A 15,774-nucleotide genomic window follows, 5' to 3' on the forward strand; every position below is an offset into this window, starting at 1 on the left:
CTGTCAAACATGGGAAAGGTACGTTACATCGGTGAAATGGACAAGGCAAATCGGGGTTAAACAGTCTGGCTGAACAGCGCGGTTTCGGGCTGCTGCTCCCACAGACGGGCATCGAAAGCCATGCAAATGTTGCGGATAAATGGCTTCCCTTTTTCGGTTACTTTAATGCTAAAAGGTTTAAATTCAATCAGTTCATCAAATTCCATTTCCGAGAGCCGCTCGATGGACTTGAAGAGGTCAATGCAAACTTCGCCCGGATTCAGCCAGGAAGTTTCGAAGCGTGTCATGAGTTTCAAAATGTGTTTGCGAAGGATCAGGTCGTCTCTTGTGAGGATATGTCCGCGGAAAATCGGCAGCTCACCGGCTTCGGTCCTGGCGTAATAATCTTCCACTTTCTTCTCATTTTGCACATAACCCCACCAGCTGTCACTGATGGCCGATGCGCCCAGGCCGATCAGTAATTGGGTTTGCGTATCGGTATAGCCCATAAAATTCCGGTGAAGGCGGTTTTTCTGTTGTGCTTTGTAGAGCTCGTCGGATTCCAAAGCAAAATGATCCATGCCAATATCCTTATAACCAGCGAGTTCCAGCACATTGCGTCCGGTTTCGTAAATCGCCATCTTTTTGTCAGGATCGGGCAGGTCTTGTTCGGTAAAATTCCTTTGGCCGGGTTTGATCCAGGGCACGTGGGCGTAGCTGTAAAATGCAATGCGGTCGGGTTTGAGCTGGATCACGCGGTGCATGGTTTCCATCATGTAGCAGGCTTTCTGATGTGGCAATCCGTAGACCATGTCGAAGTTGATACTTGTGTAACCGATCTCCCGTGCCCTTAATGTCAGTGTTTTAACCTGCTCATAAGTTTGTTGACGGTTAATAATCGCCAGCACCGTCGGGTTAAAATCCTGCACACCAATGCTGATCCTCCTGAATCCCAGATCGAATAATGTTTGCAAATGTGCCTCTGTGGTATTGCCGGGATGCGCCTCAAAGCCAAACTGCGCTTTGGGATGAACAACCGAGCCGTGCAGCAGGCCGAGGATCAATATTTGAAGATTTTCAGGACTAAAAAACGTTGGGGTACCGCCGCCCAAATGAATTTCCCTGATGACTGGCTTCGCATCCCCTAAAACCGACAAATACATCGCCCATTCACTCAGAACCGCGGCTATGTACTTTTTTTCAACTGCATGATTGATCGTAATACGCGTGTTGCAACCGCAGTAGCTGCACAAACTTTCACAAAAAGGGAGGTGTATGTATAAACTGATGCCCTGCCCGGAAGACTGTGAAACCGCGAAGGTATCCTGCACCAGATCGAGCCAGCGGGCCTGGCTGGGCGGCGTTTTTTGCCAGTAGGGAACGGTTGGGTAGCTGGTATAGCGCGGTCCCGGCGTGTTGTATTTAAAAAGCAGGTCCTTGTCCATGGTTATCGTGTTTTGATTTTTACTGTGGATCAAAACTAGAAATGTGCAGATTCGGAAAACATGACTTTTATCAGGATTTGGACTAACCTTTGCCGGTTACTTACCGTGGCAAACCGTGATCTGCGCAGCCGTAGCATGTTGGCCTGCATTAGGATATTGAATTAAAATACCCCTGACAACCAGCACCAAACCCGCCAGAGCAATCACCACCGGCGCCAGCTTATGAAACCGCGACCGCAACCCAGGCGTCAGCCAGTTTTTAAAAAAACCGACCGCCATCATCATAGGTAATGTTCCTGTTCCAAAAATGAACATGTAAACCGCGCCGCTCGCAGCATTGCCGGTAGCCGCCGAACTTACGAGCGCCAGATAAACCAGCCCGCACGGCAGTAAACCATTTAAAATACCCAATAAAAAGCGCCCGGTCATACTGCGGCTTCTTAGCATCGTCGACATATTTTTCTTTAAACTGCTGATCAGTTTGGCCCAAATCTTCGGCGGATGCAGCCATATTCCCAGGCTTTTAGGCCAAAGGACATAAGCCAGCATCCCGATTCCCACGAGTATCGACAAATATTTGAGATAGCCCATCCACGCCACCGCGTTTCCAAAAAATCCGATCAGTGCGCCGAGCGCTGCGTAAGAAGTTGTGCGACCAACATTGTACAACATTAACCCTGTAAACTGCCGCCACCGGTTTCCTTGCTGCACCGGTAAAGCCAGCGCAATCGGCCCGCACATACAGATACAATGAAAACTGCTCAAAAGCCCCATCGACAATGCGAGATAGGGAAGCACGCCAGCCATTATTTCGAATGTTTAATGGTTACAACACCTTCATTCCAAAAGGTTTGAGCACCGCTTTTCCAATCAATCTGCAAATGATAAGTGCCTTCTGGAATGCTGGCAGCAGGAATGAATTGTGCATGCTCGCCAGGCTGAACATCAAATTTGCGGTCGTTTTTATCATCCGCCGGGCAGTAAAAACCGATCTCTCCTGACAGTGTCTTGGGATCAATGTTAGCCGGAAATGTAATGTAAATCCCACCTTCCTCCACCTTCCAAGCCAGCGGCTCAGCCAGCGCCCGCGTACGTTCGATCTTGTCGATTTTGTCCTGAAACCTCAGTTCTTCGTCGTAGTAATGTTCCGTCACGAGATCGATTTTCTGCCCGACGCTCATTGTGACCAGCATCAAAATCATGGCCACGAAGCCCAGGTATAATGCTGTAATTCCGGTACCCCAGTTGAATTTCATATTATTCTCTTGCTAAAAATGTTGTTTCAAATCCCTCCAAACGCTCATTTCCCTGCCAGACGGATAATTTCAAAACCGTTTTCCGTTTCCGCAATTTCGCTTTCGGGATGGTAATAAACATTGTCCCTTCGACCATCCCGGCTGCGTCCAGCCTCAAATCCGGTTTGCCCGCGAAAACCAGTTTCCCCTCCACATTTTCCAGCCGGATCACAGGATTTACAATGTGATTGGTTTTATTAAAAATCTTGAATGTATACAGGTTGCTGACGGTTTGATCAGGGTTTTCAATGAACTGGCTGCCCGGCGCGCGGAGCAAAGAGGTTTGCGTATCGGACCGGTTAACAATCACAAAACCCAATGTTGACCAAAGCAAAACCAGCACCGCCGCATAGCCGATCACCCGCGGTGTCACGAGCTTTTTGGTTTTATTCACAATAGCATTTTCCGAAGTGTAGCGGATCAGCCCCGTTTCAAAACCCACTTTTTCCATAATCGAATCGCAGGTATCAATGCAGGCCGTGCAGTTCACACATTCCATCTGCAGGCCATCCCGGATGTCGATACCCGTCGGGCACACCGCTACACATTGAAAACAATTCACACAATCACCTTCGGGCCTCTCTTTACCTTTATGGATTTTTCCGCGCGGCTCTCCTCTTTCATGATCGTAAGCGACGGCAATAGTATTCCGGTCCATAAAAACACTTTGCAAACGACCGTAGGGACATACCACCGTGCAAGCCTGATCGCGCAGCCACGCAAAATTGAAATAAAACAATGCCGTGAAACCGGCGATTCCCGAGAAAAGTGCCAGGTGATCTTGCAGCGGCTCTCGGATGATTTTAGCTAATTCATCTACGCCTAAAACATAGGCAAGCAAGAGATTGGCAATCGCAAATGAAACCAGCAGGAATAAGCTATACTTACTTCCTTTTTTCAAAATCTTATCCGAAGTCCAGGGCGCTTTGTTTAACAGTTTCTGTTTAGTAGCATCGCCTTCGATCCAATATTCGATCTTGCGAAAAACCATTTCCATAAAAACCGTCTGCGGACAAGCCCATCCACACCATAACCTCCCCAAAATCGTCGTAAACAGCACCACAAATACCATAAACGACAACATCGTCAGCCCAAAAAGCCAGTAATCCTGCGGCCCAATGAACATCCCGAAAATGATAAATTTCCGCTCAATCACATTAAAAAGCAGCATGGGCTGGCCATTCAATTTCACAAAAGGCCCGGCGAAAAGTAATGTCAGGATAATCGCCGTAAATGCAACCCGGCGGTTATGCCATTTGCCTTTTGGCTTTTGCGGGTAAAACCAGTTGCGTTTTCCCGCTTCGCTGACGGCGTTGAAGTTGTCGCGGAAGGATTCAGGTGCGGTAATGTGTGGAGTTATCATTGTTTTAGTGAGAAGCACTTTGTTGTTTGTTGACTTTCGTTTGAATATGATGCTTTTTTGTCATGCTGAGCGGAGTCGAAGCACGTCACATGCTTGGCACAATGCAAAAAGGGCGTCGTTCCGAGCCAGTAGCTTGCTTCGACCGCCCGGCGGCCCGGTCCGCTCAGCATGACATGTAGGGCATCTCGCTTCGATAGATGAATCTGGCTAGCCAAGGCATGAAAGTTACTTCGCTGCCACCTTCTCCCCCTCAACCAACTCCCCTTGCGGCGCCTTCGGAGCAGCAGGCTTACTTCCCTTCAAAGACAAAACATAACTCGCAACCTTCTGTATATCCGTCGGCGAGAGCTGCTTTTCCCAGGAAATCATGCCTTTTTCAGGCACGCCGTATTTGATGGTTTTGAAAAGATCTTTCACACCGCCGCCGTGCAGCCAGTAATTATCTGTCAGGTTGGGACCTACGCTACCACCGCCGTCTGCGCCGTGGCAGGCGGCACATTTTTCCTGGAAAATCGTTTTGCCCTGACCAATTACTGCTGCGTCCGTAGCTAATGTGACATTCGTCTCATCCATGCTCGCACCTACCTTTTCAATATAAGCCTTCTTATCCAGCTCAGCTTGAGCAATTTCCTTGTCCAATTCTGCCAACTGCAAATCTCCGATCCCGCTGAAATAATACGCAGCATAAGCAATCGCAATCACGATCGTACCCACAAAAAGCGATTGCAGCCAGGGCGGCATGCGGTTGTCCAGCTCCTGAATGCCGTCGTAGTCGTGACCTTCAATGATCAGCTGTTTTTCATCAGCGGGCAGTACTGACATGCCGGCAAATCTTTTGAACCAGGAAACCGTTTCCACTTTTTCGCCACGCGCAATCTTCTGGTTATAAGTTACTTTTTTCAAAATAGTAACTGCATTCACCAGCATAATCACGACCAACGTGGCAATGAAAAACAGCACGCCGAGCATGATGTAAAGCAAGATTTCGGTGCCGGTAATCGCGCGGATCTTGTCCTCCGGCCCCTGCGCGAAGGCAGAGGCGTAGACCAGGCAGATAAAGAGGAGGGTTAAAAAGCTTTTTTTGATCACGCCGTCATTCAGCGGCATGCTTTCGAGTTTGCCCAATGTTTTTTTATCAATCCTGAAAACAAAAACAAGCAGCGAAACAAAGAATACAAAAAATATCAGAAGCGAGATCAGCGGGTAAATGCCTATGCCGGCAATGGTTTCGAGGTAGTTGCGGAATTTCATACTATTTCTCAGTTTTAATATCAGTTCCAAGGCGTTGCAGATAGGCGATCAATGCGATAATCTCCTTATTTTCAGAAGTTTTGATGCCGCTTTGTTTCAGTCTTGCCTGGATTTCCTTTGATTGTTTTTGGAGATCCTGGTTGGCTTTTTGATCGTAGCCTTTTCCGTAGGGGACGCCCAGGGTTTGCATGGCGCGGATTTTGGCAGCGGTGGTAGTGGTGTCCAGGTTATCTTCTAAAAGCCAACCATATCTGGGCATAATTGAGCCTGGGGACATGCTGGTGGGGTCTTCCATGTGGTTGTAGTGCCAGGAATCGGGGTACTTACCGCCTACCCGGTGCAAGTCCGGACCGGTGCGTTTGGAGCCCCACTGATGCGGGTGATCGTAAACGAATTCTCCGGATTTTGAATACTCTCCATAACGTTCGATTTCCGAGCGGAAGGGGCGGATCATCTGGGTATGACATACATAGCAGCCTTCGCGGATGTAAATGTCGCGGCCCTGCAATTCCAGCGGTGTGTAAGGTTTGATGGCGGCGATGGTCGGAACATTGGAGTCGATCATGAAGGTTGGGATCATTTCGATCATCCCTCCGATGGCGACTGCTACCAGTGCGAAGATGGTCAGTGCCAGTGGCTTGCGCTCGAACAACCTGCGGTGCCAGTATTCGCTTTTTTCTGCGTGCCAGATAGCTTTCAGCGGCATGGCCCGGGCGGTTTCGGAGGCAATGAGTTTGCCTTTTAAAGCCGTCATCCACAAGTTCCAGATCATCACGATGAACCCGACAATGTACAGTGAGCCACCAACCCCGCGCAGGAAATACAGCGGTTTGAGTTGGGTGACGGTTTCGAGGAAGTTCGGGTATTTTAGAAGTCCTTCCTGCGTAAATTCTTTCCACATTGAACTTTGCACCCAACCCGCCCAATACATCGGAATGGTATAAAAGAGGATTCCCAAGGTGCCGATCCAGAAGTGAAAATTGGCAGCCTTTTGAGAAAATAACGGTCGGCCATATAGGCGTGGGAAAAGCCAGTACAAAATCCCGAATGTCAGGAACCCGTTCCAACCGAGCGCACCGACGTGCACGTGCGCCACGATCCAGTCGGTATAGTGGGCGATGGCGTTGACGTTCTTGAATGATAGCATCGGTCCTTCGAAGGTGGCCATACCGTAGGCGGTGATCGCTACTACCATGAATTTCAGCACGATATCTTCCCGCACCCGGTCCCAGGCTCCGCGCAATGTCATCAATCCATTGATCATACCGCCCCACGACGGCGCAATTAGCATCACCGAAAATACACTTCCTAATGTTTGCGCCCAGTCGGGCAGCGACGTGTAAAGCAGGTGGTGCGGACCCGCCCAGATGTACAAAAAGATCAGCGCCCAGAAGTGTACGATGGACAGCCGGTAGGAATAAATCGGCCGGTTGGCGGCTTTGGGCAGGAAATAATACATTAAACCGAGGTACGGCGTGGTCAGAAAAAATGCGACCGCATTGTGCCCATACCACCATTGCACCAGCGCATCCTGCACACCGGCGTAGACCGAGTAACTTTTGAAGAGCGAAATCGGCAGTGCAATACTGTTCACGACATGCAGCATCGCAACGGTTACAAAAGAGGCGATGTAAAACCAGACAGCCGCGTAAATGTGCTCGGTGCGGCGGTTGATCGTGGTCATAATCAGGTTAATGAGCGCGGCTACCCACACAATAGCAATCGCCACGTCGATCGGCCATTCCAGCTCGGCGTATTCTTTGGAAGTGGTGAGGCCCATCGGCAAAGTGATGGCGGCTGCGAGAATGATAAACTGCCACGCCCAGAAATGGGCTTTTGCCAGCACAGGGCTCCAAATCGGCGTCCGTAAAACCCTTGGTACTGAATAATACAGGCCTGTAAAAAAGCCGTTTCCGACAAATGCGAAAATCACTGCGTTGGTATGCAGCGGGCGGATCCGGCTAAATGTCAGAAAAGGCAAATCCATGTTCAGGTTGGGGAAGACAAGCTGGAATGCAGCAAGTAGCCCGACCAGCATGCCGATCAGACCGAACAAAATGGTCGCGATTGCGAAATCCCGCACGATGCGGTTATCGTACTGAAACTCATCCAGTTCAACAGAGGCGAGGCCGGGATGGGGAACGTTTGACATAATTTTGGTAAAATTTGGTGAATGGCTTACTGGTCTTTTTGGGCAGGTTTTGTGGCTGGCTCGTCGAGCAAAATTCGGACAGAGGGTGTATAATCATCGTCATAATGTCCTTTCCGGACCGACCAGACGAAGGCGCTTAGAAACGCGACGGCGATCAGCAGACTGGCGATGATCATGACATATAATGCGCTCATGGTGAGAATAAATGTTGTTTTCGATACCCAAAACTACCCGATGGCGGCGGCGGGAATGATGACGGCGACCACCATCGAATATGACTTTGGTCAGTTTTTGAAAATCCGCCTCGCCGCAAGGTTGCTGGCAAGCGTCGTGAAGCCGACAATGGTGATCAGGCTGACGGGCATCAGGATCGCGGCGAGTACCGGAGATAACTTGCCGCCAATCGCGAAAGTAAGTCCCAGTATATTGTAGATCAGCGAGATAGCGAAGCTGGCTTTGATGATTTTCTGTCCGGCACGGGCGAGTTTGATAAATCCGGGCAGCTGCGAAAGTTGTTTTCCCTCAATGATGACATCGCAGGAAGGCGAAAAGTTATTGGTATCATCTGAAACCGCCACGCCCACATTACTTTGCCGCAGCGCGCCCGCATCGTTCAATCCGTCACCGATCATTAAAACATTGCGTTGTAGTCGGGTTTGCAGGTTTTCGATAAAATGCAGCTTTTCATCCGGTTTTTGGTTAAAATATAAATTCGTTTCATTGCCGAAAATATTGCTCAAAAGTTCTGTATCAGTCGGCTTGTCGCCGGAGAGTAAGTAGGTTTGAAAACTGCTTTTCTGTAACTCCGAGATGGCTTTTGGTAAATTTTCACGGTATTGAATGTGGATCGATAAGCATCCTAAAATGTGTTGGTCAATCGAGACATAAACCCTGGAAGAAGATTTTTCCTTCTGAATTTCACTGGAAATACCCACCCACGCAGCCGAGCCCAGCCTGACTTCTTTTGAACCCCACCAGGCCTGTATACCCGCGCCGCTGACCTCGGCATAGTCGACCAAAATCCGTTTGCTCGCTTTCACATTTGCCAATTCCGCCACGATCATCCGGCTCAGCGGGTGCGAGGACTGGCTTGCGATGGTTTTGATAATGACCAGTTCTTCCTCCGAAAATGTCTCTCCAATAAATTCAATGTCAGCTTCTTCAGATTGCGTGATCGTGCCGGTTTTGTCAAAAACGACTGTGTCAATGTGAGATAACCTTTCTACGGCATCGGCATTTTTGGGATAGCAGCGGTTTTTTCCAAACAGACTGAGAATATTTCCATTGGTAAATGTCGAGGAAAATAAAAGTCCGCAGGGGCAGGCTACCAGCAGGCAGGTTGTAAATGCGCGGAAGGCAGTTTGGGGATCATTTTTAGCAAAAAACCAGACTGAAAAAGTAACGGACGCAATGATCAACACGATCGTCGAAAAGTAGCGGTTGATGCGCGTGGCCAGCGTTTTTTTCTGGTCTTCTTTTTCCTTTGAAAATGCGTCATTATTCCAAAGCTGCGTGAGATAACTCTGCGAAACTTGCCGCAAGACTTCCAGCTCGATCGCCGGGCCGGTTTGTTTGCCACCGGCATAAATCGTCTCGCCACGCTTCCTCGCCACAGCCTCCGCCTCACCCGAAACAAAACTGTAATCGATCCAGGCGTCGGGACTAAGTAGCACAGCGTCAGCGGGTATCAGCTCGGCATTGCGTACAAAAATAATGTCACCGGGTTGCAGTTCCGTAACCGGCGTGCGATGTTCGACACCATCTTTGATAACTGAAACTGCCACGGGGAAGTATGATTTATAATCCCGGTCAAAGGAAATTCCGTCATAAGTTTTATCCTGAAAAAACCGCCCGACCAGCATGAAAAACACGGCGCCAGTAAGCGAATCGAAATAACCGGGGCCAGTTTCAGAAAGGATTTGATACAAACTCAAACCAAAAATGCTCAGCAAAGCCAGCACGATCGGCGCGTCAATGTTGAGATATCTACCTTTCAAAGCCGCCCAGGCCGATTTGAAAAAATCGCTGGCGCAATAGAGGAGGACTGGTAGACTTAGTGCCAGATTGAGAAAGCCAAAAGTAACCCGCAGGTCCTGATCCGAGCCGGAATTCCCAAGGTGAAAATACTCCGGGAAGCTGAGCATCATAATGTTACCAAAACAAAACCCGGCAATCCCAATTTTATAAAGCCGAGTCCGGTTCCATTTATTAATCTGCCGGCCTTCCAGATCATTCAAACTAATGTAGGGCTCATACCCGATGCGCGAAATCAGTGCTGCCAACTCACTCAGCTTTATTTCGTCCGCCTCAAAGGTTATCCTGACCTTCTTTTCCGGAAAATTCACGACCGAGCTCCTGACCGCGGGATTGAATTTGTAAAGCTGCTCCAAAAGCCAGATACAAGAGCTGCAATGCATCTTCGGCACCAGCCAATTCACCCGCGCCAGCTGCCCATCCGTAAATTCCAGCAACTTTTCCCGCACTTCGGGCAGGTCGAGGTAATCGAACTTTCCATTAAAATATCCTTTGTCTGGCGAAATGCCACCGGCTTGCTCAATGCTGTAATAACCACATAAGTCGCTTCCTTTCAGTAAGTCGTAAACATTATAGCAGCCATCGCAGCAGAATTCGTGATCGTCTTTGCTGATGATTTCGTCTTTGCATTCTTCTCCGCAGTGGTAGCAGGTGTGTTTGGTTGAGGTTTCTCTTTCGAGCGTTTCGCGATGGAGCGTGTACATGGGCTTTGCGTTGTTTGGGCAGGATTACTGCGTCGCAAAGGTGGTGGAGGCGGATTTTTGGAAGGATGATGGTGGGAATGAAAAAAGCTGACATTTGTCAGCTTTTGAGTGTATGATCTTTTTCTAATTTAAATGTAGTTTTTTTGAAGTTGTCATGCTGAGCGGAGTCGAAGCACGCTACTGGCTCGGCACAATGCCTTTTTGCACCCTGCCCAACCAGAAACGTGCTTCGACTCCGCTCAGCATGACGGCACTAAAACTTGCTTCTGAACGATTCCCGGTCACGTATTTACATTATTACATCATTTACATCCCCAACACCCCAATTCCTCCAATGACTCCCATTCCGGCACTCCGCAAGCGGCTTCAAGTCATCCCACTTGTCAGCAATAAGTGCTTCCTTTTTCTTCCGACCCCAACCCTTTACTTGCTTCTCAAAAGCAATTGCCTGGTTTGGATCATTGAATTCACAAGAGAAAACCGGCTCAACGGGCCGGCGTTTGAATGTGTAGCAAAATGGGTCGAGGCCGGAGTTGTGCTCAGCAACCCGGCGCTCCATATTGTTTGTGATGCCGGTGTAGTAGCTGCCATCGGAGCATTTGACGATGTAAACGAAGTAGGAGTGTATTTGCATAGTGTGGTTTTCAGTGTTAAAAAGTGTATGCTTTCGTCATGTTGAGCGGTATAACTTATCCTTATTATTTCCCCTCAATCAACCGCTCCAATCGTCCCATCATTTCCTCCTTCTCCCTCAACATCCGCTCATAAAGCGCAATCTTTTCTTCGTGCAATTGCATCAATTTATCGATCGGATGAAAAGTAGGGTTGTTATTAATAGCATTTAGCATGGAGCCATTATCGAACGTATTCGAAATAATATTCACCGCCTTTTCCTCGTCGAAATTCCGGATTGCTTCCGAAGGGATTTTTAGAATAGCGGAGACCTGATCCAGGATATCCGAATCAATTTTTTCCTTTTGTTCCAGCAGCGAAACTTTTTGCTGGTTCCAATCCTGGCCCAGTTCGAAGGCGAGGAAGTCTTGTTTGATGCCCAACATTTCACGGAAGCGTTTCAGGTTGCGGCCTTCGTGGATGCCGGGTTTGGAGGTAGTATGTGTCATATCATGCGCTATTTTGTTGAAAGGGCAATTTATATAAATCCGGCGGGAAGTTGTCTGGTAATTTACAGCGTTTGCGATGTAAGTTACCTACCCGATACTCACAGGTACCGGCGCCTCATAGCTATGCAAAGCCCCTTCGGATGTCAATGCAAGCTCGATTGTTTTCAATTGAATTGTCATTTGCGGAAAAAGCTCATTGTAATAGGCAATGCCGCTGAGCAGTTGCTCCCGAAACTTCGCCAGATATTTCTGCTTTTTCTCGCTGAATTGCAGCATTAACGCTTCCAGGTCCTTTTGATAATATTGGACGTACAAATTCAGCTCATTCAAAAACATATTCGGCCGGTCGACGCCAGTAAGCAGGTCCGTCTTTCCGTAGATATGCTTCACCATTTCGCTCAGCGAGTAAACATTTGAAAACCAGGCCAGATTAGGTCCCGGGCAGATCGCCACCGCATGATTTTCCCGCGGTTTAATCTCGCGATTCCGGATCAATGTCGCGGTGCTTAATCCTTCGCAAAGGCATAGTTTCTCCGTCACCGCGTGGACTTGTCGCTCGTATTCGTCGACCGGTAAGTCTAAGGTTTGCAGTTGTTTGATCTTTAAATTCTGGTATTGCCGCGAGGCGGTACAGATCGGCTCCCGGGTAAATTCGGTATTGGAAACCAGGTATTTTTTCTTGCATGGACTCCCTGGCCGGCCCTTCGCGATGCGATCCAGGCGCTGTTTTTCTGCTGTACTTTTTTTAAAATTATTGAACAAAACACCCAGCGGCGAGGAGTTACTGATATAGTAATCAGACTGTTGGGCTTCCACCAGATTTCGCAGCGTCTCATCATCTACATTCGTCACTTCCGGCACGAGTAAAAAAGGACTCCCCCAGCCTGCTGCATCCACTTCATAATGATCCAGCAAAAACTGATGCTCTTCTGCCGTACCAATGCCGCCCTGCACCGTAATACGCTGACCAGGAGCAGCATGCAAGAAAATATCTTTCTCCGAAAGTGCTTTTTGGTACATTGAAAAAAGATCCGCCTGCATTTCCTTTCTCCTGGATTTGAACTCGTCCAGGATCGGCCCTAGCAAATAACCGTCAGTCGCAAAAGCATGCCCGCCGCAATTCAGCCCGGATTCAATGCGAAACTCGGAGACCCAGATCGCTTTTTTTGCCAAATATTTTGCCTGGATAAAAGCAGAGCGGAAGTCGCTCACTTTGAGGATGATCTTCTTTTTAAAATGTCCTTTTTCGTTTGGAAAAAAATCTGAAAAACGATCGAGATAATTATATAACCGGGGATTCATACCCGCCGAAAGCACCAGCGAAGATTGCAAAGAACTGTTGGCAAAACCGCGCAAGGCAGCGCAGGCATCCGAAAATTCATCCGGCAATGTTTCTCCGTGCACATTCTTGTTCAGCTTGTCCACTTTCGACATAATATTCACGTCGATAGCACCTTTCACGAGCCGGTTCCGCAGCTCCTCCTCCATACAGATCCGCTCTTCCACACGCTCTGCCTGCAACATTTGGAGGTACCTTTTTTTCAGGGAAGAAGTTTCGGGAAGCAGCTCAAAGTAGCGGGTGATTTCGGAGCTTTTTGTAAAAGGCTGCCGGCGCAAATGCTGGAAATTTTTCTCCACAATCCGCTCCATAAGGTTCAGATAAGCCGTGATCCGGCGACTACGAAAATCCGCTTCATTCGTCAGAATCGGAATGTAATCTTCCTCATTTTCAATGCTATGGTGCTTTCGCATGCGCTCGATCATTTCATCGTCCACAATGGAAGCAACGGAAGATATGCCCAGATGGGCAACTTTGATGGGGGTATCGACGGAGTATCCCAGCCCAAGCACAGGGATATGAAAAGTATGCATTTCAGCCTCAGATTAAAGTTTGGACCTCTTGATTTCAAGGTCAAAACTAGCGGCTAATCGCTACCGGGAAGCTGATGCAGGTGGGCTGCATTCCTGATAAACATCATAAAAATTGTAGCGGGAGAATTATTTGAGATACCGCGCTGCCGGGGCGACGACTTTGCGATCCGGAAAAGCCACACCTTTAAAACTTTCCGGCGAATTCACATCGCCACCCTGATAAACAGGCAGTTCTGGATAAGGAAAAAGCGGACGTTTGAAACGCACGGCATTTTTTGGATTGGCATCCACAAAAGCGGTACCCATGAGTTGCTGCGGCGCGGTACCTTCCTCTTCCCATTTAATGAGGGCCGAAAGCATATCGCCGCAATCATTCAAACCCGGCCCGCCGCCGCAATGTGCCATGCCGGGCACAAGGAAAAAACGGAAAAAATCCTGCGTTTTTTCCAGACTTCCCTGGGCTGCGACAACTCTATCGTAGTAGCTGACGGCATCCTGGTAAGGCACCAGCGGATCGGCCATGCCGGCGTACATCAGGATTTTCCCGCCTCGTCTTTTGAGCGGTGATAGGTCGGTATTATTTGCATTTAAAATCTGTCCCAGTTGCGCATCCAGCTTGTCCTGGTCTTTGTCAAAATCAAATGTTTTGTAGTCAAATTCATTTCCAAAAGCCCATTTATACTGATAAAAGAGTGATTTTGGAGAGGCATCGGGGTTCTGCTGCATTTCCACGCCGGCCGATGAATTTTCACTTCCGAGTGGAATGGGTGTGTAAATGCGCTCGCCGGTACGTGGGTTGACCGGGCCCTGATAAAGCTTTTTAAGCGCTGCCAGTTGCGGTGCAGTCAGGCAGGTGCCATCATCCGTCCCGGCCGGACATTTCGGCAATGTTTTAGGATCAAAATGACAGGCGCTGGGGTCGGTCAGAAAGTGATCTCCCGGCGCGCCGCCGTCCTTTCCGGCGCAAGCTTTCACGACGGCATTGGTGATCAACGCTATTTTTTCTTTGGGCAAAAACGCACTTCCGGCCGCATCATTGGTCACCCACAAATTCCAGACAAACATGGTATGCAAATGCGTGCGGTTATTGGCCGGTGCACCTGCCAGAATGCCATCATAATCATCGGGATACCGCTGCGATTCCATCGAAGCCTGCTGCCCGCCGGTGGAGCAGCCCGTGAAATACGCATGTTTGATCCGCTGCTTGTAATGCGCCTCGGTGATCAGCTTTCCGGTCACCGTCATCTCATGCGTAGCCCGATACCCAAAATCCGCCCACTTTTCTGGATGCCCGACAATTTCATTAGCTCCCGGAGAAGTCCCCATATCGGTATTGGCCACCGCAAAGCCTTTTTTCAAACCATTGACTAACGCGCCATATGCAATTCCTCCAGCGCCACCGCCATTTCCTGTTCCCAGAAACCGTCCATTCCACCCACTTTGCGGCAGCCACACTTCAATCCGAATGTTGGAATCAGAAGTAGGCTTCAATGTTGAAGCCACACGACAGAAGGCAGGTAAGTCCGAAAAACTCTGCGTACTGCCTGGCAATGTGAATGTTCCGGCGGGGATGCATTCAGCAGTGGTGATGGTAGTGTTCGGGAATGTTGCTTTCGCAAGTTCGGCGCAGTTGCAGTCGGGGTTGGCCTGGCCGAAAGCCACGTGAAAAGCTGACAATAAAAAATTGAGGCATATGGTCAGCGAAAGCGCCAGCCAGAAGGTAGGTTTAGACAAGAACATTTCCGCGCTATTTTAACTGATATTCACTAATCAGCGCCTCCGCAGGAATACGTAAAAGCCGGCTGAACTTGCGGATCATTGTAAGGGAAAGGCTTTGTTTATAGTTTAATACCTTACTGATCGTGCCTTTGTCACCGTACTCATTTGCCAGGTCCGAAGCTTTATAGCCAAAATCTTCCATCCGGATCTTGATGAGCTCAATCGGATCTACGTCCGGTAATTCGGTTGTCTTATTTTCAAAATCCGAAATCAGGTGCGCGAGCAGGAGCTTTTCTTTATGCTCCTCCGATCCGGAAATGGCATTTTTTACTTCCTGGTACCTGGCAAGGGCAAGCTCGTATTCTTCTTCGGCTTCAATCAAAAACCAGGTTGGTTTTATTGTTTCCATAACCTTTTGAGACAAGATAATTAAACAGTTAATGCATCAACTACATCATACTCAGCGTGTGTGCCAACCCATCTGATCTCTACAATCTGATCAGTATAATCCACTTCCACGATTAACCGGTATTTATTTCCGACAATTTTGAACCTGGCGCGACTGCCATTAATAATCGAAGCAGTCGGAAAATCTTTCAAAACATCCGCGCCCATTTTCCAGGTTGCATTTCCTACAACAGTCCTCCAAACGCTCAAACTTTTACTGGAATCGGAATGCTTTCTCGCAAATTGATCTAACCGGCGCAATTGAATAATTGTCATGCTTTACATTCTCTCTTTGAATTGAAAAAGAAGTTTAAATTATTTTCATGATCAACAGAACGTAGCATTTCAAAGGTATGGATTAGTTGGCAGATAACCAACTTATGTGGTTTTTG

The 15,774-nt window shown here is 48.5% G+C and carries 14 protein-coding genes; all 14 read right to left on the reverse strand.

Features of this window, described 5'->3' with window-relative positions:
- Window positions 1–56: 56 nt before the first annotated feature.
- The 14 genes from hemN to FEN17_RS07030 all read right to left on the reverse strand — a co-directional run bounded on the left by hemN (window position 57) and on the right by FEN17_RS07030 (window position 15,658).
- Complete coding sequence (gene hemN, locus FEN17_RS06965; RefSeq protein WP_138364553.1) at window positions 57–1,424, reverse strand: oxygen-independent coproporphyrinogen III oxidase; 1,368 nt, start codon at window positions 1,422–1,424, stop codon at window positions 57–59.
- A 96-nt stretch (window positions 1,425–1,520) separates the two neighbouring features.
- Window positions 1,521–2,231, reverse strand: a complete 711-nt coding sequence (locus tag FEN17_RS06970) for a sulfite exporter TauE/SafE family protein (protein WP_229208715.1) — start codon at window positions 2,229–2,231, stop codon at window positions 1,521–1,523.
- Window positions 2,231–2,680: a FixH family protein gene (locus FEN17_RS06975; protein WP_138364554.1), complete on the reverse strand. Its 450-nt coding sequence runs from the start codon at window positions 2,678–2,680 to the stop codon at window positions 2,231–2,233. The genes FEN17_RS06970 and FEN17_RS06975 overlap by 1 nt, the downstream gene beginning before the upstream one ends.
- A 1-nt stretch (window position 2,681) precedes the next feature.
- Window positions 2,682–4,082 (reverse strand): cytochrome c oxidase accessory protein CcoG, encoded by a 1,401-nt coding sequence (ccoG, locus tag FEN17_RS06980; protein WP_138364555.1) that lies wholly within the window; start codon window positions 4,080–4,082, stop codon window positions 2,682–2,684.
- 225 nt (window positions 4,083–4,307) lie between these two features.
- On the reverse strand, window positions 4,308–5,333 hold the full coding sequence (locus FEN17_RS06985; RefSeq protein WP_138364556.1) for a cbb3-type cytochrome c oxidase N-terminal domain-containing protein: 1,026 nt from the start codon (window positions 5,331–5,333) through the stop codon (window positions 4,308–4,310).
- Between the two features lies 1 nt (window position 5,334).
- Window positions 5,335–7,485, reverse strand: a complete 2,151-nt coding sequence (gene ccoN / locus FEN17_RS06990) for a cytochrome-c oxidase, cbb3-type subunit I (protein WP_138364557.1) — start codon at window positions 7,483–7,485, stop codon at window positions 5,335–5,337.
- 26 nt (window positions 7,486–7,511) lie between these two features.
- Complete coding sequence (gene ccoS / locus FEN17_RS06995) at window positions 7,512–7,679, reverse strand: cbb3-type cytochrome oxidase assembly protein CcoS (RefSeq protein WP_138364558.1); 168 nt, start codon at window positions 7,677–7,679, stop codon at window positions 7,512–7,514.
- A gap of 90 nt (window positions 7,680–7,769) precedes the next feature.
- On the reverse strand, window positions 7,770–10,223 hold the full coding sequence (locus FEN17_RS07000) for a heavy metal translocating P-type ATPase (RefSeq protein WP_138364559.1): 2,454 nt from the start codon (window positions 10,221–10,223) through the stop codon (window positions 7,770–7,772).
- A 289-nt stretch (window positions 10,224–10,512) separates the two neighbouring features.
- Window positions 10,513–10,857: a GIY-YIG nuclease family protein gene (locus tag FEN17_RS07005; protein WP_205748104.1), complete on the reverse strand. Its 345-nt coding sequence runs from the start codon at window positions 10,855–10,857 to the stop codon at window positions 10,513–10,515.
- Between the two features lie 64 nt (window positions 10,858–10,921).
- Window positions 10,922–11,344, reverse strand: coding sequence for a helix-turn-helix domain-containing protein (locus tag FEN17_RS07010; protein WP_138364560.1), 423 nt, complete (start codon window positions 11,342–11,344; stop codon window positions 10,922–10,924).
- An 87-nt stretch (window positions 11,345–11,431) separates the two neighbouring features.
- Window positions 11,432–13,216: a hypothetical protein gene (locus FEN17_RS07015; RefSeq protein WP_205748105.1), complete on the reverse strand. Its 1,785-nt coding sequence runs from the start codon at window positions 13,214–13,216 to the stop codon at window positions 11,432–11,434.
- Window positions 13,217–13,342: 126 nt separating this feature from the next.
- Window positions 13,343–14,956: a tannase/feruloyl esterase family alpha/beta hydrolase gene (locus FEN17_RS07020; protein ID WP_138364561.1), complete on the reverse strand. Its 1,614-nt coding sequence runs from the start codon at window positions 14,954–14,956 to the stop codon at window positions 13,343–13,345.
- A gap of 7 nt (window positions 14,957–14,963) precedes the next feature.
- Window positions 14,964–15,344, reverse strand: a complete 381-nt coding sequence (locus FEN17_RS07025) for a helix-turn-helix domain-containing protein (protein ID WP_138364562.1) — start codon at window positions 15,342–15,344, stop codon at window positions 14,964–14,966.
- A gap of 20 nt (window positions 15,345–15,364) precedes the next feature.
- On the reverse strand, window positions 15,365–15,658 hold the full coding sequence (locus tag FEN17_RS07030; protein WP_138364563.1) for a type II toxin-antitoxin system HigB family toxin: 294 nt from the start codon (window positions 15,656–15,658) through the stop codon (window positions 15,365–15,367).
- Window positions 15,659–15,774: the final 116 nt, after the last annotated feature.

Origin of the sequence: Dyadobacter luticola, assembly GCF_005860805.1 — a bacterium.
Lineage (GTDB): Bacteria > Bacteroidota > Bacteroidia > Cytophagales > Spirosomataceae > Dyadobacter > Dyadobacter luticola.